Source organism: Flavobacterium sp. 40-81 (assembly GCF_001898245.1).
GTDB classification, from domain to species: Bacteria; Bacteroidota; Bacteroidia; order Flavobacteriales; family Flavobacteriaceae; genus Flavobacterium; species Flavobacterium inviolabile.
Genome location: NZ_MKTM01000013.1, coordinates 136786 through 163001, shown reverse-complemented (window position 1 = coordinate 163001; position 26216 = coordinate 136786). Strand labels below are relative to the sequence as shown.

Below are 26216 nucleotides of genomic sequence, written 5' to 3'. Positions count from 1 at the left end.
TAACCCTAATAAATCATTAATTCTATATGCATAACGAAACCCCAACTTTAAAACGAGAATTAGGTCTTCTGGACGGCACCATGCTTGTGGTAGGCTCGATGATTGGTTCCGGAATTTTTATTGTGAGTGCCGGAATCACTCAGAACATAGGCAGTGCCGGATGGCTGATTGCGATCTGGATTGTTTCTGCTTTAATAACCATAACGGCTGCCGTTAGCTACGGAGAGCTGAGTGCTATGTTTCCGCATGCCGGCGGGCAGTATATTTATTTAAAGGAATCCTATAATAAGCTGATTGCTTTTTTATACGGCTGGAGTTTCTTTGCGGTCATACAAACCGGAACCATTGCCGCTGTTGGCGTCGCCTTTTCAAAGTTTACGGCCTATCTGATTCCTGCGGTAAGCGATGAGAATATCCTTTATGAAATCGGTTCATTTAAGCTTAATGCAGCGCAGCTGGTTTCTATAGGAACCATTATTTTCCTGAGTTATATTAACAGTAAAGGGGTTCGAAACGGAAAATACATCCAGACTATTTTTACCATCACGAAGATCGCCTCCCTTTTCGGTTTGATCATTTTCGGTTTTATCCTGGCTGCCAAAGCCGATATCTGGAATGCAAACTGGACGGATGCCTGGAATGCACAGTCTTTCCAGAAAGACAGCAATTCATGGATTCCTGTTTCCGGATATGCCTTAGCATCGGCTATCGCTGCATCCATGGTAGGCTCCTTATTTTCCAGTGATGCCTGGAACGGGGTTACCTTTATTTCCGGAGAGATTAAAAACCCGGAACGCAATGTCGGCTTAAGCTTGTTTTTAGGGACTTTAATTGTGAGTGTCATCTATATCTTAGCCAACGTGATGTATCTTGCCGTAATGCCGTTGCAGGAAATTGCCTTTGCTCCATCGGAAAGGGTTGCCGTAGCCGCATCGCAGCACATTTTTGGCGCGACCGGAACCATAGTCATAGCGATCATGATCATGATCTCGACTTTTGGCTGCAACAATGGTTTGATCATGGCCGGATCCCGCGTGTATTACACGATGGCAAAAGACGGTTTGTTCTTTAAAAAAGCCGCCGAGTTAAACAAAGCCAGCGTACCGGGCTGGGGATTATGGATCCAGTGTATCTGGGCTTCCTTTTTGTGCCTGACCGGAAAATACGGGGATTTACTGGATTATGTAATGATCATTGTAATCATCTTTTACATACTGACGATATATGGTATTTTTATTTTAAGAAAGAAAATGCCGGATGCCAACAGACCGTATAAGGCTTTTGCCTATCCGTTTTTACCGGCTTTGTATATTATCGTAGCATCAGCTATATGCATTGCTTTACTGATCGACCGCACCAGTACGTGTGGTTGGGGCGTACTGATCATGCTTGCCGGAATACCGGTTTATTATATCACAAGACCAAAAGATACGGTATAAAACCATTCAATACAATACAAAAAGCGGTGCTGTAACACCGCTTTTTGTATTACTAAATGACCATTGGTATTATTCTCAATCAGCCAACCACAACCGGAACACTAATCCCATTAACAGCGGTCAATAAAGGCGCTGTAAGGCAGCCAATTCCCCGCGATGGCAAATCCTCCTGCTATGAAAACAATGTCGGTCAAACAGGGCAGAATATTAATCCAATAAAAAAGCCTTTCCGGATTGGAAAGGCTTTTTTAGTATCTTGAATTTTGATAAATCCTAGTGATGTAATTGTTCTTCACCCGGCTTCATTGGTACATTCTGAGGAACGAAATCTTCATCATGTCCTGGTTTGCTATAGTCATAAGACCATCTGTAAACTTCAGGAATTTCACCTGGCCAGTTTCCGTGAATGTGCTCAACCGGAGTAGTCCACTCTAACGTGTTTGATCTCCATGGGTTTTGCGTTGCTTTTTGTCCTTTGAAAATGCTGTAGAAGAAGTTCCATAAGAATACTAACTGGAATGCTGCTCCGATTAAAGCGAACATTGTGATTAATACGTTTACGTCTGCTAAATCATCAAATAAAGGGAAAGCGGTGTTGGTATAGTAACGTCTTGGTAAACCTGCCATACCGATAAAGTGCATTGGGAAGAATACTCCGTAAGCACAAACTGCCGTTACCCAGAAGTGAATATAACCTAAGTTTTTATTCAACATTCTTCCGAACATTTTAGGGAACCAATGGTAGATTCCGGCAAACATTCCGTAAAGAGCAGAAATACCCATTACCAAGTGGAAGTGTGCAATAACGAAATAAGTATCGTGAACGTTAATATCTAATGTACTGTCTCCTAAAATAATCCCGGTTAAACCTCCTGTGATGAATGTTGAAACGAATCCGATACAGAATAACATAGCAGGGTTTAACTGAAGGTTACCTTTCCAAAGTGTTGTAATGTAGTTGAATGCTTTTACAGCCGATGGAATTGCAATTAATAAGGTTGTAAAGGTAAATACAGATCCTAAGAACGGATTCATACCCGATACGAACATGTGGTGACCCCAAACGATAGTAGATAAGAATGCAATTGCTAAGATTGATGTAATCATCGCACGGTAACCGAAGATCGGTTTACGGGCATTCGTAGCAATAACTTCCGATGTAATACCCATTGCAGGTAAGATTACAATATATACCTCAGGGTGACCTAAGAACCAGAATAAGTGTTCGAACAATACCGGAGAACCTCCCTGGTAATGTAAAACTTCTCCGGAGATAAAGATATCCGACAAGAAGAATGATGTTCCGAAGCTTCTGTCGAAAATCAATAATAATGCAGCAGATAATAATACCGGGAACGATACGATACCAATAACAGCCGTAACAAAGAAAGCCCAGATGGTTAACGGAAGGCGTGTCATGGACATACCTTTTGTTCTCAGGTTAATAACTGTAACTACATAGTTTAGTGATCCCATTAATGAAGAAGCAATGAATATTGCCATAGAAACCAACCATAGTGTCATACCTGTTCCAGAACCTGGAATCGCTTGTGGTAAAGCACTTAAAGGCGGGTAAATTGTCCAACCTGCAGATGCCGGTCCGGATTCTACAAAAAGAGAGATAATCATGATAACGGAAGAAAGGAAGAACAACCAGTATGAAACCATGTTCATAAATCCGGATGCCATATCTCTTGCTCCAATTTGAAGCGGAATTAAAAGGTTACTGAAAGTACCGCTCAATCCGGCTGTCAATACAAAGAATACCATGATGGTACCATGGATGGTTACCAATGCCAAATAAATATCATTTCGCATAACTCCTCCCGGAGCAAATTTATCGCCTAAAAGGATTTCAAAGATTTTGAAAGACTCTTCCGGCCATGCAATCTGCATACGGAATAATAGCGACATTATAATACCGATGATACCCATAACAATACCTGTAATTAAGTATTGCTTCGCAATCATCTTATGATCTATACTAAAGATGTACTTTGTGATAAAAGTATCTTTATGGTGATGTTCGTGCCCGTGATCGTGTTCGTGACTGTTATCGTGTCCTACTGCTGACATATTTTTTAATTTATATTAAAAGCAATTATTTTTTTACTACTTGTGCTAAAACTTTAGTTGTATCAGCTACAGGAGCAGTCGCTTCCGGAGCTTTAGCTTCAGATGCAGCAGCCGGAGCTTCCGTTTTGTTAGCATCTTTAATAGCACTAGCTAAAGTAGGTTTCCCTTTTAACCATTTTTTGTAATCTGCTTCGCTTTCAACTACAATTTTCATTTGCATGTTGTAGTGAGAAGGACCACAAATTTTATTACATAATAATAAGTAATCGAAAGTATATGGATCTAAAGCGGTTTCACCTTTAGCAACAAGTTCAGCACTTCTTTTTGCTCTAATCTTATTGATGTTTGCTACTTTTTCAACGATAGCAGGATCCTGACGCATCTGATCTGTAGTTACAGAAGGCGTGAAAGCAAACTGCGTCACCATACCCGGAACACAGTTCATCTGCGCTCTGAAGTGTGGCATATAAGCAGAGTGTAAAACGTCCTGAGAACGAATCTTGAATACTACTTTTTTACCAACCGGCAAGTGTAATTCATTAACTACTTTATCATCTTGTGCATTTGGATCAGCCATGTCAACACCTAAAGTATTCACACCCTGAATGAATCTAACGTTTGCTTTACCTAATGAGTTGTCTTCACCGGCATAACGTGCTTCCCAGCTAAACTGTTTTGCATATAATTCAACGTAGATCACTTCTTCTTCTTCATCAACAAACATGATGTTTGTCCATGCATATAATCCGTAAAGGATTAATCCTGCCAATACAATTACCGGGATAATTGTCCAGATAAATTCTAATTTATCGTTATCAGCAAAATATAATGCTTTTTTGTCTTTACTACCTCTGTATTTGAATGAGAAGTAGTGCAATAATGCCTGGGTGATCGTTTGAACGATGAAAATCAAAACCATTGAAATCATCATCAGGTTGTCATAATGTGTTCCGTGTTCCGAAGCCGGAGTTCCCAGAACCAAATGTCCCCATTTCAATAAAGAGTAGATAGTGAATATATAAATAAACCCTAAGAACCCAAACATTAAATACCCATTAACATTATTATCTCTTTCGTTGGCAATTTCTGATTTTTCAACAGAAGACTGTCCAATTTGAGTTAAATCGAATATCTTAGTCAATTGCCATATAGCAACTCCTAATAAAACTACAACTATAAGTACCAATAAACCTGTCATTTGTTTATTACTTTAAATATTAATAATGAAAATGTTTACTTTCTTCAATTAACGGATTACGTTTTGCCAGTAACGGTGCTTTTGTTAAAGCTGTAAATACTACAAAGATGAATAATCCAAAGAAGAATAATAATGAACTGATCTCAGATACTCCAATAAACCACTGATCTCCAACAGTTGCAGGCATAATCATATTAAAGAAATCAATATAATGTCCAGTTAAAATAAGAATACCAGCCATTACTACAACCCATGTCAGACGTTTGAAATCTGTATTAATTAAAATTAATATCGGGAATACAAAGTTAAGCGCTAACATACCGAAGAATGGTAATTTGTAGTTCTCAATTCTTGTAATAAAATAAGTAACCTCTTCCGGTATATTAGAATACCACATTAACATAAATTGTGAGAACCATAAATACGTCCAGAATACAGAGATACCAAACATGAATTTTGCTAAATCGTGGATGTGGCTTGTATTTACATATTCTAAATGTCCTTTTGATTTTAAGTACAAAGTAACGAATGCAATAGTCGTAATACCGCTTACAAAGAAACTTGCAAACACATACCATCCGAATAATGTACTATACCAGTGTGGGTCTACAGACATAATCCAGTCCCAGGAAGCAATAGATTCTGTTACGATGAAGAATACTAAGAATCCAGCCGCTAATTTGAAGTTCTTTTTGTAGAAAGAATCATCATTAGCATTGTCCTGTGCAAGGGAATTTTTTCTTGACAAGAAACGGTAAAGATTCCAACCTGCTAAGAAAATAGCAGCTCTGATCAGGAAGAAAGGAACGTTTAGGAATCCAACTTTACCCTGAATCAATTCATCGTGTTTTACTACTTCCGGATCCATCCAGACAAACAAGTGGTTTAAATGCATTCCGCTTGCAATTAACAGGATAAAGAAAATGATCGAACCCGGTAATAAATAACTGGTGATCCCTTCCATAACTCTGAAAAGTACCGGAGACCATCCTGCCTGTGCAGCCCATTGGATTGCATAGAAAGCAAGTACTCCAACAGAGATTAACATGAAGAAGATACAGGCAACATATAAGGCAGCCCATGGTTTGTTTTGCAACTGGTGTAAAACGTGTTCTAAATGTTCTTGATGTTCAGCATGTGCATCAGCTCCCTCATGTCCATGAGCAGCTTCAACTTTGTGATTATCGTTATGGTGCTCGTCAACTACAGGTGCAGCTGCGGCTTTAACAGTATCTTGTGCTGTTGTTTTTAATGAATCTGAAACTACCGCTTCAGTTTTAGCAGCCTCGTGGTGTGCCACATCGGTTGCAGCATGCTCATCGTGCGATTCATGTGCTACAGCCTCTGTATGATGTCCACCATGATGACTATCGGCTAAAATTTTCTCTACGTCTTCAACGGTCTTAGGTGCAGTCAAAAAACCAAATGCAATCCCTACTAACCCTAAAGCCATTAAGACAAATGCAAAAGTTTTTAATTTGCTTGAAAATGTGTACATATCTAATACTTTCAAATGTGTTCTACAATTATAATCCTGCTTTTAATTTCAACACGTGATCCACAACTTGCCAGCGTTCTTCCTGGTTCAATTGGTTTGCGTGAGATCCCATGGAGTTCAAACCATAAGTAATTACATGGAAAACACTTCCCTCTGTAACTTGTCTGTCAGCGTAACTTGGTACCCCTAAGAATTTTTCTCTTTTAACCAATTTCCCTTTTCCGTCTCCGTTTTCACCATGGCAAATTGCACAGTAAATATTAAAAAGTTGTGTTCCTCTTTCAGAATCAATGGTTGTAGAATCCAAAGGAGATTTCAGGTTTGCTTTAGCTAATTCATAGCCTGCTGTTGAATTTTCATATTCATAAGGTGTAAATCCTCTTGGGATAGAACCTTTTGCAGGTAACTGACCTTCCTTACCATTTTTGAAAGCTGCAGATTGTGAATACGTTTCATAAGCTACAGACTCGTACATATTTGGAAAGAACTGATAGTTAGGCTTTGATTTGTTAAAACAAGATGTTGTAACAATCGATACACCTACTAATGCTACTATTTTATATAAGGCTTTCATATCTTCTATTAATGCTTATCAATTACTTTAACTTCTACAGCACCCGTGTTTTTGAAGAAAGAAACCATATCTTCTTCGCTTCCGTGAAGTGCAACTTCCATTAAGAAGTGATCATCTGTAGTTCTTACATCAGGGTTTTCAGCTGCTTTGAAAGGCCATAATTTACTTCTCATATAGAAAGTAATAACCATTAAGTGGGCAGCGAAGAACACTGTTAATTCAAACATAATAGGCACAAAAGCAGGCATATTATCAATGAAGCTGAAACTTGGTTTTCCACCAATATCTTGTGGCCAGTCTACAATCATTACATAATTCATTAATGATGCAGCAACAGATAGACCAACTAAACCGTAAAGGAAAGAAGCGATAGCAATTCTTGTAGGTGCTAATCCCATTGCTTTGTCCAACCCGTGAACCGGGAATGGCGTGTAAACTTCTTCAATATGATGATGAGCGGCACGTGTTGCTTTAACAGCATCCATCAGGATGTCATCATCATTGTATATAGCATGTATAACTTTATTACTCATGATCTATTAATGATTATGTGAATTATGTCCTTCTTGTTCTCTTTGTCTCTTGTAATTATCTCCGGATGTTTTCAAGATTGTTTTCACCTCTGCCTGAGCAATTACCGGGAAGCTTCTTGAATACAATAAGAATAATACAAAGAAGAAACCGATTGTTCCGATATAAATACCAGCATCAACAAATGTTGGCTGGAACATTGTCCAAGATGAAGGAAGGTAATCTCTGTGTAACGAGGTAACGATAATTACGAAACGCTCGAACCACATACCGATGTTTACAACGATAGAGATAATGAATGAGAACATGATACTTGTTCTTAGTTTTTTGAACCACATGAACTGTGGAGAGAAAACGTTACAAGTCATCATCAACCAGTATGACCACCAGTAAGGTCCTGTTGCTCTGTTTAAGAAAGCATATTGCTCATACTCTACTCCGGAATACCAGGCAACGAATAACTCTGTAATATACGCGATACCTACGATAGATCCGGTAATCATTACAACGATATTCATTAATTCGATATGCTGAACAGTAATGTATTCTTCAAGATTTGAAACTTTTCTCATGATGATCAACAAGGTATTAACCATTGCGAATCCGGAGAAAATCGCTCCTGCAACGAAGTACGGAGGTAAGATTGTCGTGTGCCATCCAGGAATAACTGAAGTAGCAAAGTCAAAGGATACGATCGTGTGTACAGAAAGTACAAGTGGTGTTGCTAATCCGGCTAATACTAAAGATACTTCTTCAAAACGTTGCCAGTCTTTTGCTCTACCGCTCCATCCGAAAGACAGGATAGAATAAACTCTTTTAGTAAAAGGTGTTACCGCTCTGTCACGTAGCATGGCAAAGTCAGGTAATAAACCAGTCCACCAGAAAACCAATGATACTGATAAATACGTTGAAATCGCGAATACGTCCCAAAGTAACGGTGAGTTAAAGTTCACCCAAAGAGATCCGAACTGATTCGGGATTGGTAATACCCAGTATCCTAACCATGGACGACCCATGTGAATAATTGGGAATAAACCTGCTTGTACTACCGAGAAGATAGTCATCGCTTCCGCAGAACGGTTAATTGCCATTCTCCACTTTTGACGGAATAACAATAATACTGCAGAAATTAGAGTTCCGGCGTGACCGATACCAACCCACCAAACGAAGTTAGTGATATCCCATGCCCAACCTACTGTTTTATTTAATCCCCATGTTCCGATACCTGTAGTAATGGTGTAAGTCATACAGCCAACTCCCCAAAGGAATGCTGTTAAAGCGATAGAAAAAACTATCCACCATTGTTTGTTTGCTCTACCTTCAACCGGTCTAGCCACATCTACTGTTACATCGTGATAAGTTTTATCACCTATAACCAAAGGTTTTCTAATGGGTGCTTCGTAATGAGACGACATAATCCTTTATATTGATTCTTAATTAATTTATTTTACTTTTTTAGGTATTTCTAACTTTTACGTGATAGAATACATTTGGTTTTGTTCCGATGTGCTCCAATAAATGATACATTCTGTCATCTTCAGCTAATTTAGCTACTTTGCTTTCTTTATCATTTACATCACCAAAGATCATGGCACCACTTGAACAAGCTGCAGAACAAGCTACATCAAATTCATCTTTACCTACTGCTCTGCCTTCGCGTTTCGCTTTAAGGATAGTAGCCTGAGTCATTTGGATACATAGTGAACATTTTTCCATTACCCCTCTTGAACGAACGTTAACATCCGGGTTCAATACCATACGACCTAAATCGTCATTCATGTGGTAATCGAATTCGCTGTTTTTGTTGTATAAGAACCAGTTGAAACGACGTACTTTATAAGGACAGTTGTTTGCACAATAACGAGTACCAACGCAACGGTTGTATGCCATGTGGTTTTGTCCCTGACGACCGTGTGATGTTGCCGCTACCGGACAAACTGTTTCACAAGGTGCGTGGTTACAGTGCTGACACATTACCGGCTGGAATGCTACCTGTGGATTTTCTGACGGATCTTCCATACCTGTAAAAGTATCGATAGAGTTCATTAATCCGGAAGCACCTTCTTTTAATTCCACATCACCTTTGAAGGTATCCTGAGAAGAGTAGTATCTGTCAATACGCAACCAGTGCATATCACGGCTTCTTCTTACCTCTGATTTACCAACAACAGGAACGTTGTTTTCAGCGTGACAAGCAATAACGCAAGCTCCACATCCTGTACAAGCATTCAAATCGATCGATAAGTTAAAGTGGTGACCGATAGAACGGTCGAAAGAATCCCAAAGATCTACTTTAGTTGCAGGTGTTTCTTTGTGATCTAAAGATACCATTGGAACAATATTCCACTCTGCAGCATCTTTAGTATTGAATATTTCAAGGGTAGTTTCTTTGATGATATCACCTCTACCCATTAATGTTTTTTGTAACTGAACACAAGCAAACTCGTGATCTCCGTTAGCTTTAGTAACCTTAGCTACCTGGTCGGATTTCATACCTGCATAAAGCGCATAAGCATTAACCCCAACCTGCATTTCCTGCTTCATTGCTTCTTTACGGCCATAACCTAAAGCAACTCCGATTGTTCCAACAGCCTGACCTGGTTGAATAATTACAGGAACGTTTTCTAACTTAACACCGGCAACTTCAATAGTTGTATAACTTCCGTTCAAACCTCCGTTTGCAACATTGTAGTTTACCAATCCTAATTTTTCAGCATCTTTTTTAGCTACTGTTACATAGTTATCCCAAGACACACGGGTAATCGGATCCGGGAACTCTTGTAACCAAGGGTTATTTGCCTGTTGCCCGTCTCCCATTCCGGTTTTAGTATACAATACTAATTCTAATCCGCCAGCATTTTTAGCTTGTGCTAATTTTCCGGCAGCAGAACCGAAATCAGCAGCAGAACCTGCAAGAGGTGCTACTTCCGAAACAAAAACACCATCGTGTACCAAGCTATTCCAGGTTGTTCCTGTAGCGATAGCAGCGCTGGTTGCTTTTAGGAAATCATAATAAGAAGCCGGATTTCCTGTCCAGGACAATAATGCTTCCTGGAATTGTTTTGTATCAAACAACGGACGAATTGTTGGCTGCGTAATACTGTAGTGACCTTTGGCGATGGTTACATCACCCCAGGACTCCAGGTAGTGCGGCACAGCAACTGCGACAGCTGATTTTGAAGCTGTTTCATCTTCTTTTAATGAAAATGCAACCGATAATTTTACTTTATTAAGTCCTTCCAAGAAGTCTTTTGCATTTGGTAAAGCATAAACCGGGTTAACACCGTTCATAATCAAAGTATGAACTGCTCCCGATTTCATATCGTTAACCAATTGCGCTACCGCTTTAGCATCCCCCTTACGGATTAAACGGGTTGCAGCCGTGTTGAACGCTTCAGAACTTAAAGCTCTGTTAATAGCCAATACTAATAATTGTGCATTAACATCGTCCAATCCTGAAACTAAAACTCCTTTTCCTGCAGCAGCTTTTAATTGCTGAGCAGCTTTCATTACCGCTTCTTCATTGGCAATTTTTGAAGTTGCAACAGAAGCACCGGTAACTACATTGAATATTTTTACTAAAGCAAGTTTTTGATCTGTAACAGTCAAAGGAATACGCTTGTCTGCATTTGCACCCGCTAAAGACATGTTTGCCTCAATCTGGATGTGTTTCGACATTTTCCCGTTTTTAGGAATACGTCCTTTTGCATAACCTGCATCATATCCTCCACCTTGCCAATCTCCTAAGATATCAGCACCAACAGAAACAATAACATCTGCTTTTGAGAAATCATAATTTGGTAATGCTCTTTCTCCATAAACCATTTGGAAAGCATCAAGAGCATCAGAGCTAGACACTGCATCATAAACAACGTGTTTAGCCGTTGGATTTTTTGCAATGAAATCAGCAATCAATTTATCTGTTGACGGGCTTGCCATAGTTCCTGTTAAAAGAACGACCTGACCACCTTTAGCTTTTGCGTCTGATAAAGCTGCTCTTACTTTCGTATCTACTTCAGACCACGAAGCATCTTTACCTGCAATTTTTGATTGCTTTAAACGAAGACTATCATACAGTGACAATACAGAAGCGTGAACTCTTGCATTAGCACCGGTTATAGCATTTGGTAAGTTATTATTTTCTACTTTAATAGGACGACCTTCGCGGGTTTTGATCAGGATGTTTGCAAAATCAAAACCATCAGCGATAGTAGTTGCATAAAAATCTGCAACACCAGGGATGATTTCCTCAGGTTGAACTACATAAGGAATAGACTTGATTACCGGACCTTCACACGCAGCTAAAGAAGCTGCTGCTGTAGAAAATCCTACGTATTTCAAAAAGTCACGACGAGTAGTTGATGAAGTCGATAAAGTATCTTTATCTCCTAAAAATTCATCTGTTGGAATTTCTTCAACAAACTCATTGTTTCTTAGCGTCTCAACAATAGAACTATTTTCGTTTAGTTCTTCAACACTTTTCCAGTATTTTTTGTTTGATGCCATTGTATATAGATATTAGCTTCTTAATTTATTTATTAATAGTGACATTTACCACACTCTAAACCTCCCATTTGTGCAGCAGTCAATTTATCTACACCGTATTTTTTAGAAAGTTCTTCGTGTATTTTTTTGTAGTATTCGTTACCTTCAACCTTAACATTGGTTTCTCTGTGACAGTTCACACACCATCCCATTGTTAACGGAGAATGTTGTCTCATAATTTCCATAGTCTCAACAGGACCGTGACATTTTTGACATTCAAGACCAGCAACAGAAACGTGTTGTGAGTGATTGAAGTACACAAAGTCAGGAAGATTATGAACACGAACCCATTTAACAGGTTTCACTTTTCCTGTATATTTTTGAGCTGTTTTATCCCAACCTACCGCATCGTAAAGTTTTTGAATTTCAGCAGTATAGAATTCTTTTGTATGATCCACATAAGTAGAATCTGCATCCCCCTGGAATTCATTAATATTTTTATGACAGTTCATACAAACATTCAACGAAGGAATACCTGAAGTTTTACTTACTCTGGCAGAAGAGTGACAGTATTTACAATCAATACCGTTATCACCAGCGTGAATTTTGTGAGAGAAATGGATTGGCTGAATCGGCTCATACCCCTGATCTACACCTACCTGCATTAAATATCCGTAGATAAAGTAAGCTCCTACCAAAAGCATAAGTATTACAGAAACAAGCACTAAGAACTGGTTTCTGGCAAAAGCAATCCATAACGGAATTGATTTTTCTTTTACCGGCAGCTCTACACCGTTAGCCTTTGCAATCTTGTTAAGTACATTCTTAACAAACAGCAACATCGCTACCAACATAGCCAATACTACACCCAATACTCCTAAAACCAGATTGTTAGAAACTCCGCCTTCCTGAGCAGCTCCCGTAGCTCCTGCTGTTGCAGCAGCCGCTTTAGGCTCTTCTTTAGGCTGAGAAGTATACGCTAAGATATTATCAATATCCGCATCTGACAATTGAGGGAAAGCAGTCATCGCTACTTTTCCATTTTCTTCAAACACTTTGATAGCCTTAGCATCACCTGATTTGATTAATTCCGGACTGTTTTTAATCCATTTATGCAACCAGGCTTTATCATATTTTTCCGCAACATTACGAAGCGCAGGCCCCGTCATTTTTGCGTCCAGCTTATGACAAGCGGCACAGTTAGAATTAAAAAGCGCTTTACCTGCAGCCGCATCCTGAGCTTTTGAGGTAAAAGAAAAAGATAGCACAAATGCTAAACTGAACAATAAAATCTTTGAAAACGATTTATGGTTACCCACTTTTTTCATAGTTAAAATGATTATCAACTAAATTTGGCATGATTTTATCAGAAACCTAATTTCAGATAAATAAATACCTTATTTATAAACTCCGACAAAAATACGACTTATGTATTATTCTAAAAACCTTAAATTTGTCTTAATTGTAATTTATACCCATTCTAAATAAACCTGAGAAAATTCTTTTAATTATATAATTGTATTTTTGCAGTAAACAGACTTCATTATGAGAATCTTAAGAGTAAACAAAAACCACTTCCTTCCTTTAATAGCACTATTTTTAGGATACACTTCCAACGCGCAGACCGCAAAAATTAACATTGATCAGGACCCGAAATTTGAGCAACTCCTGAATGAGAAAAGAAAAATCAATTCCTCTATAACCGTTAACGATCGCTATAAGATTCAAATTTTTTACGGCACTAATGAAGAAGCCAAAAAAACACTGGCGAGTTTCAGAAAAGAATTCCGGAATATAGACGGTACGATCGTTTATAACAATCCAACCTACAAAGTATGGATTGGCAGCTTTAAGACCCGCATAGAGGCCGAAAAGAACCTTAACGACATTAAAAAGAAATACCCGAACGCTCTTTTAATACGTCCGAATAAATAATGACCAGTCTAAAACAGGCTGATATGTTTTACAATATCATTTACAGTAACCAGTCAGGATTTCCCGGCTGGTTTTTTTAATGCATAACGTTAGGTGTTTGTACAGATAAACCCCAATGAGGTCATGTATGGTTTTAACAGTTATAATCTGCTTCAGGGATTTTAACCGGCTTTTTCGTCATTTGCTTCAATTGCTTAGCAAACGGATCAAAGAAATAAGTGTCGTCCTCAATAAAAATGTCCCGATAATTTTCTGTTTTAAGATGAACAATAAAAACTGCATATCCGGATCCTTTTGCAGGAAGAACATTCTGAAATGTAAAATATTCAATTTTTTCAAGGTCCAGAATCAATGCAGTGTCTATTCCTGCAAATCCGATTTTATTATTAGCACTATCGAGCCAGATACCACTTTTCTCTTTCAGTAATGCTTTTACTTTTTGTGGAATATGTTTAACGTCATCATTATCAATATACCTGACTTTCAGATCCAATTTATTATGGAAGGATATTAATCCGGATATTTCCATTACTTCTTCATACTCTTTATTTTCCAAAAAATACCTGTATTCCCGTTTGTTATAAAAATGAAGCGATGTACTGCCATCGTCATAAGCAGACCCTTTATCGTAGGTATAACAAATAGAAACATCTATACCTTTTGCCAAAGCAAATTGCAGATAACACTGGTCTTCTCTTTCATAGCCGTATTGATTAATATTAATATCAACATCGTCACCGATCCAGAGTCTGCGTAGTTTTTTATAGCTCTCATCGGTATTGGTTGCATCATACAGGTATACGAAAAACTCCTGTACAGGGCGATTAGTACTGGCGTTGCCTGCATATACTTCTAATTGATCGATAAGAATACCTTCTATTCTAACCGGATATTTGAATCTTAAATATTTAGCGCCGTAATCGGTAAAATAAACTGCGACACAACCCGATGCTTCCAATTGCTCGTAAGTAGTATCCCAGGATATCATCTGTCTGGGCGCTGCATATACTTCGTAGCCAGAATCACCATCATCCGGATATTCGTCCAGAATCTGATAATTTTGAGGCATTTTTTTTGCCCAGATTTTTACTTTCTCATCTTCTTTTCTTGCTTTGCATACTGCAAAAAAGGTTTTGTCATCAAAACAAAACCGATCTGACAGTTCGCGATACACCTCTTCAAATCCCTGTAATTCAGTGGATATATAGTGTTGATAATCTGCAACAACAAACAGAAAGGCTATATTTCCTAAAACCTGTACATAAGCATATTTTAGTGAATTAATATTTGCTTTTTCGATGTTGCCATGATATTTGTAAAAAAGTGTATCTCCTTCTATCCAGGTTTCTTTATTTACCATTTACTGTTCTTTTATATATTTAGTAAAATCATTATCAACATCTTTATTAATAAGCACCACTCTATAGCCTGTGCTTTACAGGAAAAAAGGAGAGAAACTAACAGTATTGTGAATATAGTTTTCATTACGGTTGTTTTATCAAAACATATTCACCGTATGGAACACGCATTTCATCCGGAGAGCCTTCTGGTTGCATGATAGAATTATCACTCTTATATATTTTGGCTATTATTTTTTCGGTTCCATTGTCATTTTTATATCGCAAAATAACAGAGCTGCTTAAATATCTTCTTTCAGGGTCATAAATTGAAAGCTTAATACGACGTTCATTCTCCGCACAATCACTACATACAGGGTATAGATTTTTTGTCCAAATCAAATTTCCGGAAATACTATGATCGTCGCCACTTAGCGAATTATCAGCAAGTAATGATAATGTGTTTATGATTTCAGTCCCGTTGTTGATGTATTTGTATTCACCAACTAACAAATCCTGATAGTAATTTTTATATTCGAAGTACTCGAATGTTATTTTGGCAAAAGAAATTGTAAGTGATGTATTTCCGTTTTGGTATTTCCATGTACCAATATATTTAATGAAATCATTATCAACATCTTTATTATAAGTACCACTGGTATATGCCACATCGCTATCTTCGGCAATTGGCACTACAACCTGTGCTTTACAGGAAAAAAGGAAAGATACCAACAGGATTGTGAATATAGTTTTCATTACGGTTGTTTTACTAAAATATACTCTCCATAAGGAACACTAAAGCTATTTATGTTTGTTGAAGGACCATCCATTGTGTTTAATGTTTCAAGACCGTGTCCGGTATAGACAAATTGTACTTTTAGTTTTTCCTGTCCGTTTTCAACAAATTTTCTGATCACAAAGTTATTGCCTATCCCATTCCAAATATTTCTACGCGAGGGCTCATTAAAAAACATTAACAGCCGCTTTTCATTCTCCCCACATTCCGGGCATAAAGGGTATGAATCCTTTTTCATCATAGCCACCGAATACAAATTATAGTCCCTAATATTTGAATAAGAATTACTTAAATTAGCTAATGTGTTAACCTTTTCAACTCCATTTTCTATATATTGAAATTCTCCGGCTAAATAGTCCTCGTAATAATTTTTAAAACTTGACACATACATCATCGGTTTTTTAGCAAAAACAACTTTAAACATCTTATTACCGTTAGAATAAATCCAGGTTCCGACGTATTGATTCAGAAAACCATTAACATCTTTATAGTACGCATTTTCAACCATACCTAAACTCTCGCTTCCAAATCTATCAATCACCGGGCTTTGAGCGCACCCGTAAAAAGTGATCATACCTGCTATTGAACTATATAAGTATTTTTTCATTTTTCTCATTTTTAAAAGGAACAAAATTTTCTATTATGGACATGGTGTGTTTGCTATTTTCCCTTTGCTTATTGACAATTCACCCCATTTAAAATTAGTACCGGCTAAATCACTAACCGTTAAACCAGCACTACCCTCATACAACCCGATTCCATCCCGGGGCAGGAAGATGGTTTGGGAGAAAACTTTTTTCGGATCTGAGTATCCTACAGAATATCCGATATAGCTATCAAGGCGTTAAAAATCTTATTCTTAAGCTTCTCATCAGCCAGTTCTTTCTCAAGTCTTTTGGATAAACTGAACAGGAGTTTATTTAGATTTAGACATGGTTTAAGATAGACTTTTCAAATAAGACAGCCTATGGCTGTTTTATCAAAGTGTATTTATCAATAGGTACGGGCTCATATCCGGCCGGCATTGCTGGCAATTCTCCTGTATGAACATAAGTATCTGGTTTTAGCCCGATTTTTATTTTTTCAACACCATTTTCGATAAAATACTTTACACTCATTTGAGAGTTTAAATAACTTACGACCGGGTCATTAAAAAATAGAAATACCAAGTTTTTTGCGCCTGCAGGACATGCATCACATTTACCTAATGTTGTCCCGTAGATGTTATTATTACCATAGTCCGCCGAATTTGCTTCCATTAAACTTATGGTATTGGTCTGCTGAATACCATTGTGAATATAGCTATACTCACCAATGAGCATATCTGTTGTAAAGTTGCGGAAAGGATTAACCACCTGTGTTTTTTTTCTCAGTACAATGGTTAATGAAGTTGAACCATTAGTGTACTTCCACGTTCCCTGAAATTTATTCAGGTCATTATCTATATCTTTGTAGTATTTTCCAGATTCCTGACTGTGTGCCAGATATAAAGGTAAAGTTTGTGAACAACCGGAAATTGATAATAATAAAATCGTTATTATAAATATATTTTTCATTACGGTTGTTTTATCAAAACATATTCACCGTATGGAAGCCGCATTTCATCAGGAGCGTTATCAGGTGGCATAAATGAAGTACCGTTTTTAAAGATTTTTGCAATTATCTTTTCAACACCATTTTCATTTTTATAACGTAATACAATTGCATTATCCAAATACTCTCGTTCAGAATCATTTATAAAAAGAATAACTCGTTTTTCATTTAAAAGGCACTCAGGACATTGTGGATATACTCCCCTATGGACAATACGATTCCCATATATATTATATCCTCCCGTGGTTGATGGAGGATTGCTAAGGATACTTAAAGTATTAACTTTCTCTATTCCATTTTCTATATATTTATATTCTCCAATCAGTAAGTCCTCGTAATAATTTTTCTTTTGGTAGTAGTCAAAAATAATTTTCTTAAACACAATAGTTAAAGTCGTATTCCCTTGTTGAAACTTCCATGTACCTGTATATTTATCAAATTCATTATCAACATCTTTAGTGTAAGTATTCGATTTATGATACATATCACTATGATCTTGTGAAAGAGGTACGATGGTTTGCGCCTTGCATGAAATAGCAATAAAAAAATAAACAGTAAATACAAATATATTTTTCATGATAATTTAATTACAGTTAGTCTTTATTATAGGTTCGTTGGTGTTGGTATTCGAATCATTATTAAGAGATAATTTAGTCCAACCAGTTAAATCATCATTGGCATTATATAATGATATATTCAAATCATTTTCTTTTAAAAATTCTAAAAAAGTTTTCTGATAATTCTGTAAATAACCTATAGGTAATAATGTATTTTCATCAGCTAATTTATCATATCTTTTTCCAATATCGTTAATAAATTTCTTTCTTGAATCTTTATTCGAATAAATATCTAATAACTTTTGTATACTAACATGATCATCTGCACTGATAGCATAAATTCCTTGATTAGTTACTACAATATGTACTGGAATCGTTGGATCTGCAACTCCATTATTCCCTATAAAATTATGACGGGTATAAAAACCACTTAGTATAGCAACATCGTCATGAGAAAACATGGGAGCATGGCTACGGAGATGACAATGAATCCCTCCAAAAAGCATGGCAGACTGAGAATACCGAACAGAACTCTCTCCTGTACTCTGATAAGGCACTTCGGTTGCTATTAGTTTATTTTGCGGGTTTAGCGCCAGGTTATAGCCTTTTTCTTTAGTGCCGCCAAAAACCTGTTCACTATTCAGGGCACGAATAGCATTTTTAACAGCTGCACTTTTTAAAAGCCCTTTTAATTTGTCACAATGCAAAGGCGGCTCTGTCCATTCCTCAACTGGTGTCGTCACAAAAACAGGACATCGCGGGCAATGATTAGGAGGTGTAAGTCCCCCTCCTGTTGAAGGATCACCGTCTCCGCCACCGCCGCCACTGCCGCCGCCATCGTCACCAATAGGAACAGTTACCCCCGGATCACCATCACCGCCGCCACCAATATCGCCATTAGTAGTATAACAAGTCGTAACCGGAGAGTAAAATAAATGGTTCTGGTCATTACATTCATTGGTAGCAACGTGTACACCGGTGTTGTCCGGACTCCACGCCTGGTCGCACATCAATATTTGTGCGGTAACACAAATGGTGGTTTTATCCATTTCCGAAGCATTATAAACAATCGGCGTAATTTTTACCTGTCCTTTGAATGCAAATGAACCGTGAGCGCTCAGAGATAATGGTTCACTTGGTGTGTACTTTAGGACATAGGCACTTGGCTGTCCTAAACTGTCTACGTTAATTACAAGGTTTTCAAAATAGTCCGGGTTAGAGATTTCTCTTGTAATCTTAAACGTATAAGAAGTTTTACTGCCATCTTCAATGACTTTCGCACCGTGTGGTACAATTGTAAAATTATACTGTCCTTCCATTACCGTACGGGATTTCTCTCTGTTCGCATAAACTGCGTTATAGGCATTTACAAACTTGTTTTCACGAAGCAGTTTTTCAAGTGATGCCTCCCTGATATTGATTTTATTCGTATCGCTTTCCCTACGGATTACTTCCTCGTTCAGCTCACAACTAAAAAGAGCAAACAGCATAAAAATTAAAACAGGAAAGCAGGCATGTAATTTACTATTCTTCATATTGCCACATTTTATTACTGCAAATCTTGCGATTTTATCGTAATGACAATTACAGAAATCCACAAAAAACAAAAATTGAGTATAAGTGCGTATATAACACCCATATTTACACTCACATAATACAGGGAATAGCATAAGTATTATTATGCCTCAAAAACAATTTGAGTATGTTTTGTGGATATCCATAAACTTACTTTACTTAAAATTTCTTCAAAAAAAGAATAAAAATACAAACCCATATGAAAATGCTATAGCAGAAAGGGTCAAAATGGAATATTGAAAAGATGCGTTCTGACCATAGGATAAATGTGAAGCCATCAAACAAGCAGGAGAGCCCGCCCGGGAGAGTATTGAGATTTACAACCACTAAGGCCGCACATGGGTTGTTTGGTCCTTACACCAAACCAAATGCATCAGCAGCACAGAATACAACGAATATCCTTTAAAAAGAAAAAGTTCAAACATTTTAAAAATGTTTGAACTTTTATCAAATTTATAGAATCAAAAATAGTCAGCCTATTTTAGAACTCGTTATTATAAAATCAACTATTTCAGTTTCTTTTTAACTTCTACTTGCTGGAATCCTTCAATAATATCCAATTCTCTGATATCATTGTAGTTTTTGATCTGCATACCGCAATCGTATCCTTTGGAAACTTCTTTCACATCGTCTTTGAAACGTTTCAGTGTTGACAATTCACCGGTGTAAATTACAACGCCTTCACGGATTAAGCGTATTTTAGAGTTTCTGAAGATCTTACCATCGGTAACCATACATCCTGCAATAGTTCCCACTTTCGAAATCTTGAATGTTTCACGAATTTCAGCTGTTCCGGTAATTTCTTCTTTCATTTCCGGAGACAACATACCTTCCATTGCATCTTTCAGATCATCAATTGCATCATAGATGATGGAGTAGCTTCTGATATCGATTTCTTCCTTGTCTGCCAATTGTTTTGCACTTCCGGAAGGACGAACGTTAAATCCGATAATAATCGCATCGGAAGCAGACGCTAACAATACGTCCGATTCTGTAATCGCTCCAACTCCTTTGTGAATAATTCTGATTTGAATTTCTTCTGTAGACAATTTAGAGAAGGAATCCGATAAGGCTTCTACCGAACCATCCACGTCTCCTTTAAGGATAATGTTCAATTCCTTGAACTGACCTAAAGCAATACGTCTTCCGATTTCTGCAAGGGTAATGTGTTTCTGAGTACGAACAGACTGCTCACGCATTAATTGCGTACGCTTAGCAGCAATTTGTTTCGCTTCTCTTTCGTCTTCAAAAACATTGAATTTATCACCTGCTGTCGGCGCTCCGTCCAAACCTAAAATAGAAATCGGGGTTGAAGGACCTGCCTCTTTAACGTTATGACCTCTTTCATCATGCATCGCTTTCACTTTACCATGATGCTTACCGGCCAATACGTAATCTCCGATTCTTAAAGTACCTGCCTGAACCAATACTGTCGAAACGTATCCGCGTCCTTTATCAAGGAATGCCTCTACTACTGTACCTACAGCTGGTTTATTAGGGTTTGCTTTTAAATCTAAGATTTCAGCTTCTAATAATACTTTTTCTAATAGTTCTTTAACTCCTAATCCTGTTTTTGCAGAAATATCATGGGATTGGTATTTTCCACCCCAATCTTCAACCAACAAGTTCATACCTGCCAGTTTTTCTTTAATTTTTTCAGGATTAGCCGTTGGTTTATCCACTTTATTGATTGCAAAAATCAAAGGTACACCTGCTGCCTGAGCATGGCTGATAGCCTCTTTTGTTTGTGGCATGATATCATCATCCGCCGCAATCACGATAATTACAATATCCGTTACCTGAGCTCCACGGGCACGCATCGCCGTAAAGGCCTCGTGACCCGGTGTATCCAGGAACGTAATTTTCTGACCGTTGTCTAATCGAACACCATACGCTCCGATGTGCTGCGTAATACCTCCGGACTCACCCGCAATAACGTTTGCTTTACGAATGTAATCCAATAAGGACGTTTTACCGTGATCCACGTGACCCATTACCGTAACAATCGGCGCTCTGTGGATCAGATCTTCCGGTCTGTCTTCAATAATTTCAATTGCTTCTTCAATATCCGTGGTAATGAATTCTACCTCATAACCAAACTCGTCTGCAACGATAGAAAGCGTTTCCGCATCCAATCTCTGGTTCATGGTTACCATGATACCCAAAGACATACACGTTCCGATAACTTTGGTAATTGGCACATCCATCATGGTTGCAATTTCACCAACCGTAACGAATTCTGTTACTTTCAGTACTTTGCTTCCTTCTTCGATAGCTCTTTGCTCATCATCCGATTTCTGACGGTGAGAATCTCTCTTGTCTCTTCTGTACTTCGCCGCTTTCGATTTATTTCCTTTACCCTGAAGTCTTTCTAAAGTCTCCTTGATCTGGTTTTTAACTTCTTCTTCCGTTGGCTCAACTTTTGCTACGATAGCAGGACGGTTTCCTTTCTGGAATGACGGCTTGTTCGCCGTAAATTTACCTGGTCCTCCCGGTCTGTTAGCATTGTTGCCACCCTGGTTGTTATTACCGCCCTGACCCTGGCCCGGTGTACCCGGAGCTCCCGGTTTGGTCGGAATACGTTTTCTCTTGTTCTTATTATTATTCGAATTGTTCGAATTCTGACCCTGACCTTGTCCGGCATTCTGGTTGTTACCAGTATTCGGCTTGTTTCCGTCTTTCTTAAAGTCTTCTTTCTTCTTTTTCGGTTTATTGAACTGAGAAAGGTCAATGGTCTGACCTGTAAACGTAGTACCGCTTAATTTCTGGTACTGTGTTTCGATTCTCTCTTCTTCCACTACAGGCTCTGCAGTTGCTGCTTTTTCAACCTGAGGTTTCTCTACAGGAGTGATTTTAACAACTTTTTCTTCACGAATAACCTTCTTCTCTTCTTCCTTAGGTTTCACTTCCTCTATTTTTTCAACAGGTTTCTCTTCAACAACAGGTTTCTCCTCCACAACAACAGGCTTCGTTTCCGGTACTGAGACTTTCTCCTCTACTACTTCTGAAGATGGTTTTTCAGTAACAACTTCAGCTTTTTTAGGATTCAGGTCAATTTTACCAATAGCTTTCGGACCAGACAATGTGGCTTTTGCTTTAATGATTTCTTGACGTTGTTTCTCTTCCTCTTGTTTGCGTTTCTCTTCAATCTCGCGCTCTCTTTCTACACGTAATGCCTCTTTTTCTTTCTTTTTCTCTTCACTCACCTCCAGAGAAGCTACTTTTTTACCCTTATCAGCAGAGAATTGACCGCACAAGATAGAATATTCCTCATTAGAAATTTTAGCATTCGGACTTGATTCAATGGTATGCCCTTTTTCTTTCAAATAGTCCACAGCTCTATCCAGAGAAATGTTTAATTCCCTTAAAACCTTGTTTATTCTTATTACTCTTTCTTCAGACATATAATCTTTTTAATATTATCGTAATGCGTGTTGTGTTGTTGTTGTTTGTTGTAATACTTAGGTTATTCTTCGAACTCTTCTCTCAGAATTCTGATAACTTCTAAAATTGTTTCCTCTTCAAGGTCAGTTCTTCTCACTAAATCGGCAACATCCTGATTCAATATGCTTCTCGCAGTATCCAATCCAATTTTAGCAAACTCCTCGATTACCCATCCTTCAATTTCATCTGAGAATTCTGTTAATTCAACATCGTCCTCTTCCTCTGCAATATTACCTTCACGAATTACATCCAGCTCATATCCTGTTAGTAATCCTGCCAGTTTTATATTATGTCCTCCACGTCCGATAGCTTTTGAAACTTCTTCCAGTTTCAAGAACACTTCTGCAGATTTACCTTCTTCATCAATTTTAACCGAAGAAACTTTAGCCGGGCTAAGCGCTCTGGTTATATACAATTGTGTATTGGTTGTATAGTTGATAACATCAATATTTTCATTTCCAAGCTCACGAACGATACCGTGAATACGGGAACCTTTCATCCCCACACAGGCACCAACCGGATCAATTCTGTCATCATACGAATCTACGGCAACTTTCGCTTTTTCACCCGGGATTCTCACAACTTTTTTAACCGTGATCAAACCGTCAAAAACTTCCGGAATTTCCTGCTCAAATAATTTTTCCAGGAATTTCTCTGAAGTTCTGGACATAATGATTTGCGGCTTATTCCCTTTCAACTCCACATTCTCAATAATTCCTCTAACGTTATCTCCTTTACGGAAGAAATCGGAAGGGATTTGTTTTTCTTTTGGCAATACAATTTCATTTCCTTCATCGTCCACCAAAATAACTGCTTTTGGACGCACGTGATGTACTTCTGCTGTATAAATATCTCCGATTAAATCTTTAAATTGCTTGTAAAGATTTGTATTATCGTGCTCATGAATTTTAGAAATCAGATTTTGACGCAATGCTAAAATAGCTCTTCTTCCTAATTGAATTAATTTTACTTCTTCAGAAACTTCCTCTCCCACCTCAAAATCAGGCTCAATTTTTCGCGCTTCCGATAACGAAATTTCAGAATTTGAATCTTCCACCTCTCCATCAGCAACTACAATACGATTTCTCCATATTTCCATATCTCCTTTATCCGGATTTATAATAATATCGAAGTTATCATCTGAACCATATTTCTTTTTCAATGCATTTCTAAACACATCTTCTAAAATTGCCATTAAGGTAACTCTGTCGATTAGTTTATCGTCTTTAAACTCTGAAAACGATTCGATTAATGCAATATTTTCCATGCAAACTCTTTATTTAAAATGTTATTATAACAATTGCTTCCTTGATATCTGAATAAGGAATTTCTACCTTTTTGTGAACTGTTTCTTTACCTTTCCCGATTTGTTTTGGCTCTCTTGCTGTCCATTCCAAAACAATAAACGCATCTGTTGCTGCTGTCAATGCGGCTTCGATTTTCTCGGTAGCCGTAGTTACTTTCAGCGTTCTGCCGATATTCTTTCTGAACTGTCTTGGCAATTTCAACGGACTGGTTGCTCCCGCAGAAGCTACTTCCAATGAAAAATCCTGTTCTTCGCGATCCAAATTATGCTCTATAGCACGGCTAATATCAATACAGTCCTGAAGACTAACACCGTTATCACCGTCTAAAGTTACAATAATTTTATAAGAATCGGTTATTGCCAAATCAATTAAAAAAAGAGACGGTTTCTGCGACAACCCCTCATTCAGCAACGCGCTAACTTTTTCTTTAAATGCCATATTAGTATAAAAAGAGGGGACTTATTGCCCCCTCATTATTTAGTTCATTAATAAATAACGGCGCAAATATAGTGTTATTTTTTAAATATTGAAAATCAATTGTGTATTGTAATTTAAATTCCTACCTTTATAAAACAGATTTTAACAAATAAACCACAGCAAATCACTACAAATTATTTATTATGAAAAAGATTTTAGTACCAACTGATTTTTCCGATCATGCAGAATACGCCCTAAAAGTTGCCGCTCAAATTGCAAGAAAAAACGACGGAGAAATTGTTTTACTTCACATGCTTGAACTACCACATGAAGGAAGCGACGCTATTGGCAGCGGCCACGAAATCCCTGAAATCATGTTCTTCAAAAAGAAAGCAGAAGAAAGACTAGACGAAATCGCAAATTCTTCCATTTTATCCGGAATAAATGTAACACAGATCACCAAACTGGAAAGAGCTTTTGACGGTGTTCTGGACATCAGCAATAAAAACGAAATCGACTTAATCGTTATGGGTTCTCATGGCGCCAGCGGTTTCAAAGAAATGTTCATTGGTTCCAATACCGAAAAAGTGGTACGTCATTCAGAAGTTCCGGTACTGGTAATCAAAAAAGAATCTGACAATTTTAATGTAGACAAATTTGTTTTCGCTTCCGACTTTACAGACGAGGTTAAAAAACCGTTCGAAAAAGTAGTGGAGTTTGCCAATCAGTTCAATGCTAAAATACATCTACTGATGGTCAACACGCCGAACAACTTTAAATCTACAGCTGTTGCCGAAAAAATGATGGCTGATTTCATCACTCCTTTCAGCATTAACAACTACAGCACACACATTTATAATGATGTAAACGTTGAAAAAGGTGTTTTACACTTCGCCAAAAACATTGATGCCGACTTAATCGGAATCAGCACACACGGAAGAAAAGGAATTTCCCACTTCTTTAACGGAAGTATCAGTGAAGACCTGGTAAACCACGCGAAACGCCCGGTAGTAACTTTCAAAATATAACAAAAGATACCTAAAAGAAAAACCTCTCCGATCGGAGAGGTTTTTTTGTTGGCCTACTAGGACTCGAACCTAGAACGACTGAACCAAAATCAGCTGTGTTACCATTACACCATAGGCCACTAAATCAGTATTGATTTTTTCAGAGGGGCAAATGTAAAATATTTTTTTTATTCTCCAAACAAAGCCGGAAAATTTAACCCGGAAAATCCACTTTCAAAAACACACAAATCCCACACCCCTTAAAACAAAATAACCTCTCAAAATTGAGAGGTTATTTGTTGGCCTACTAGGACTCGAACCTAGAACGACTGAACCAAAATCAGCTGTGTTACCATTACACCATAGGCCACTAAAACCGGCATCATTACTGATTTCCGGGTGCAAATGTAGGACATTTTTTTTACAATCCAAATTTTTGATAAAAAA

At 37.8% G+C, this 26216-nt stretch carries 20 protein-coding genes and 2 tRNA genes; 3 read left to right on the top strand and 19 right to left on the bottom strand.

The annotated features are described in order from the left end of the window. The first annotated feature begins 26 nt into the window (after window positions 1-26). A complete protein-coding gene (locus BGO42_RS05095) occupies window positions 27-1439 on the top strand; it encodes an APC family permease (RefSeq protein ID WP_273246456.1) in 1413 nt (470 codons plus the stop codon). Window positions 1440-1712: 273 nt separating this feature from the next. On the opposite strand, the gene BGO42_RS05090 is transcribed toward BGO42_RS05095, so the two are convergent. From BGO42_RS05090 to BGO42_RS05055, 8 genes are read right to left on the bottom strand one after another with little or no spacing between them, the layout of a single operon-like run. Beyond that, window positions 1713-3515, bottom strand: a complete 1803-nt coding sequence (locus tag BGO42_RS05090; RefSeq protein WP_177731649.1) for a cytochrome c oxidase subunit I — start codon at window positions 3513-3515, stop codon at window positions 1713-1715. A gap of 25 nt (window positions 3516-3540) precedes the next feature. Beyond that, a complete protein-coding gene (locus tag BGO42_RS05085; protein ID WP_177731646.1) occupies window positions 3541-4713 on the bottom strand; it encodes a cytochrome c oxidase subunit II in 1173 nt (390 codons plus the stop codon). Between the two features lie 19 nt (window positions 4714-4732). Then, window positions 4733-6211, bottom strand: coding sequence for a quinol:cytochrome C oxidoreductase (locus tag BGO42_RS05080; protein ID WP_273246457.1), 1479 nt, complete (start codon window positions 6209-6211; stop codon window positions 4733-4735). A gap of 28 nt (window positions 6212-6239) precedes the next feature. Beyond that, entirely contained in the window at window positions 6240-6785 is a 546-nt protein-coding gene (locus BGO42_RS05075; RefSeq protein WP_177731640.1) for a c-type cytochrome, read from the bottom strand. 8 nt (window positions 6786-6793) lie between these two features. Further along, window positions 6794-7318, bottom strand: coding sequence for a DUF3341 domain-containing protein (locus BGO42_RS05070; RefSeq protein ID WP_177731637.1), 525 nt, complete (start codon window positions 7316-7318; stop codon window positions 6794-6796). Window positions 7319-7324: 6 nt separating this feature from the next. Beyond that, on the bottom strand, window positions 7325-8731 hold the full coding sequence (gene nrfD, locus BGO42_RS05065; protein ID WP_177731634.1) for an NrfD/PsrC family molybdoenzyme membrane anchor subunit: 1407 nt from the start codon (window positions 8729-8731) through the stop codon (window positions 7325-7327). 40 nt (window positions 8732-8771) lie between these two features. Next, window positions 8772-11822, bottom strand: a complete 3051-nt coding sequence (locus BGO42_RS05060) for a TAT-variant-translocated molybdopterin oxidoreductase (protein WP_273246458.1) — start codon at window positions 11820-11822, stop codon at window positions 8772-8774. A gap of 32 nt (window positions 11823-11854) precedes the next feature. After that, a complete protein-coding gene (locus BGO42_RS05055; protein WP_273246459.1) occupies window positions 11855-13129 on the bottom strand; it encodes a c-type cytochrome in 1275 nt (424 codons plus the stop codon). 217 nt (window positions 13130-13346) lie between these two features. Between BGO42_RS05055 and BGO42_RS05050 the strand changes: the two genes are divergently transcribed. Further along, complete coding sequence (locus tag BGO42_RS05050) at window positions 13347-13736, top strand: SPOR domain-containing protein (RefSeq protein ID WP_273246460.1); 390 nt, start codon at window positions 13347-13349, stop codon at window positions 13734-13736. Between the two features lie 133 nt (window positions 13737-13869). Here the strand turns inward: BGO42_RS05050 and BGO42_RS05045 are convergent, their stop codons facing one another. The 9 genes from BGO42_RS05045 to rimP all read right to left on the bottom strand — a co-directional run bounded on the left by BGO42_RS05045 (window position 13870) and on the right by rimP (window position 24783). After that, a complete protein-coding gene (locus BGO42_RS05045; protein WP_273246461.1) occupies window positions 13870-15096 on the bottom strand; it encodes a hypothetical protein in 1227 nt (408 codons plus the stop codon). 124 nt (window positions 15097-15220) lie between these two features. Then, window positions 15221-15829 (bottom strand): DUF6705 family protein, encoded by a 609-nt coding sequence (locus tag BGO42_RS05040; protein WP_273246462.1) that lies wholly within the window; start codon window positions 15827-15829, stop codon window positions 15221-15223. Next, entirely contained in the window at window positions 15829-16476 is a 648-nt protein-coding gene (locus BGO42_RS05035) for a DUF6705 family protein (protein ID WP_273246463.1), read from the bottom strand. The genes BGO42_RS05040 and BGO42_RS05035 overlap by 1 nt, the downstream gene beginning before the upstream one ends. 358 nt (window positions 16477-16834) lie before the next feature. Continuing rightward, on the bottom strand, window positions 16835-17425 hold the full coding sequence (locus tag BGO42_RS05030) for a DUF6705 family protein (protein ID WP_273246464.1): 591 nt from the start codon (window positions 17423-17425) through the stop codon (window positions 16835-16837). After that, a complete protein-coding gene (locus tag BGO42_RS05025) occupies window positions 17425-18039 on the bottom strand; it encodes a DUF6705 family protein (protein ID WP_177731609.1) in 615 nt (204 codons plus the stop codon). The genes BGO42_RS05030 and BGO42_RS05025 overlap by 1 nt, the downstream gene beginning before the upstream one ends. A 6-nt stretch (window positions 18040-18045) precedes the next feature. After that, window positions 18046-19554: a hypothetical protein gene (locus BGO42_RS05020; RefSeq protein ID WP_286748779.1), complete on the bottom strand. Its 1509-nt coding sequence runs from the start codon at window positions 19552-19554 to the stop codon at window positions 18046-18048. 546 nt (window positions 19555-20100) lie between these two features. Further along, complete coding sequence (infB, locus tag BGO42_RS05015; RefSeq protein WP_177731603.1) at window positions 20101-22998, bottom strand: translation initiation factor IF-2; 2898 nt, start codon at window positions 22996-22998, stop codon at window positions 20101-20103. A gap of 62 nt (window positions 22999-23060) precedes the next feature. After that, window positions 23061-24305 carry a transcription termination factor NusA gene (nusA, locus tag BGO42_RS05010; RefSeq protein WP_177731600.1) on the bottom strand — a complete coding sequence of 415 codons (1245 nt, stop codon included), beginning with the start codon at window positions 24303-24305 and terminating at the stop codon, window positions 23061-23063. A 13-nt stretch (window positions 24306-24318) separates the two neighbouring features. Further along, the gene (gene rimP / locus BGO42_RS05005; RefSeq protein ID WP_177731597.1) at window positions 24319-24783 is read right to left on the bottom strand and encodes a ribosome assembly cofactor RimP; all 465 of its coding nucleotides are present in this window, start codon (window positions 24781-24783) and stop codon (window positions 24319-24321) included. Window positions 24784-24965: 182 nt separating this feature from the next. Between rimP and BGO42_RS05000 the strand changes: the two genes are divergently transcribed. Further along, complete coding sequence (locus BGO42_RS05000) at window positions 24966-25790, top strand: universal stress protein (protein WP_177731594.1); 825 nt, start codon at window positions 24966-24968, stop codon at window positions 25788-25790. A gap of 48 nt (window positions 25791-25838) precedes the next feature. Here BGO42_RS05000 and BGO42_RS04995 read toward each other — a convergent pair. Together BGO42_RS04995 and BGO42_RS04990 are read right to left on the bottom strand one after the other, a co-directional pair. Beyond that, window positions 25839-25909 (bottom strand) — tRNA-Gln (locus BGO42_RS04995). 159 nt (window positions 25910-26068) lie between these two features. Continuing rightward, a tRNA-Gln gene (locus BGO42_RS04990) sits at window positions 26069-26139 on the bottom strand. Window positions 26140-26216: the final 77 nt, after the last annotated feature.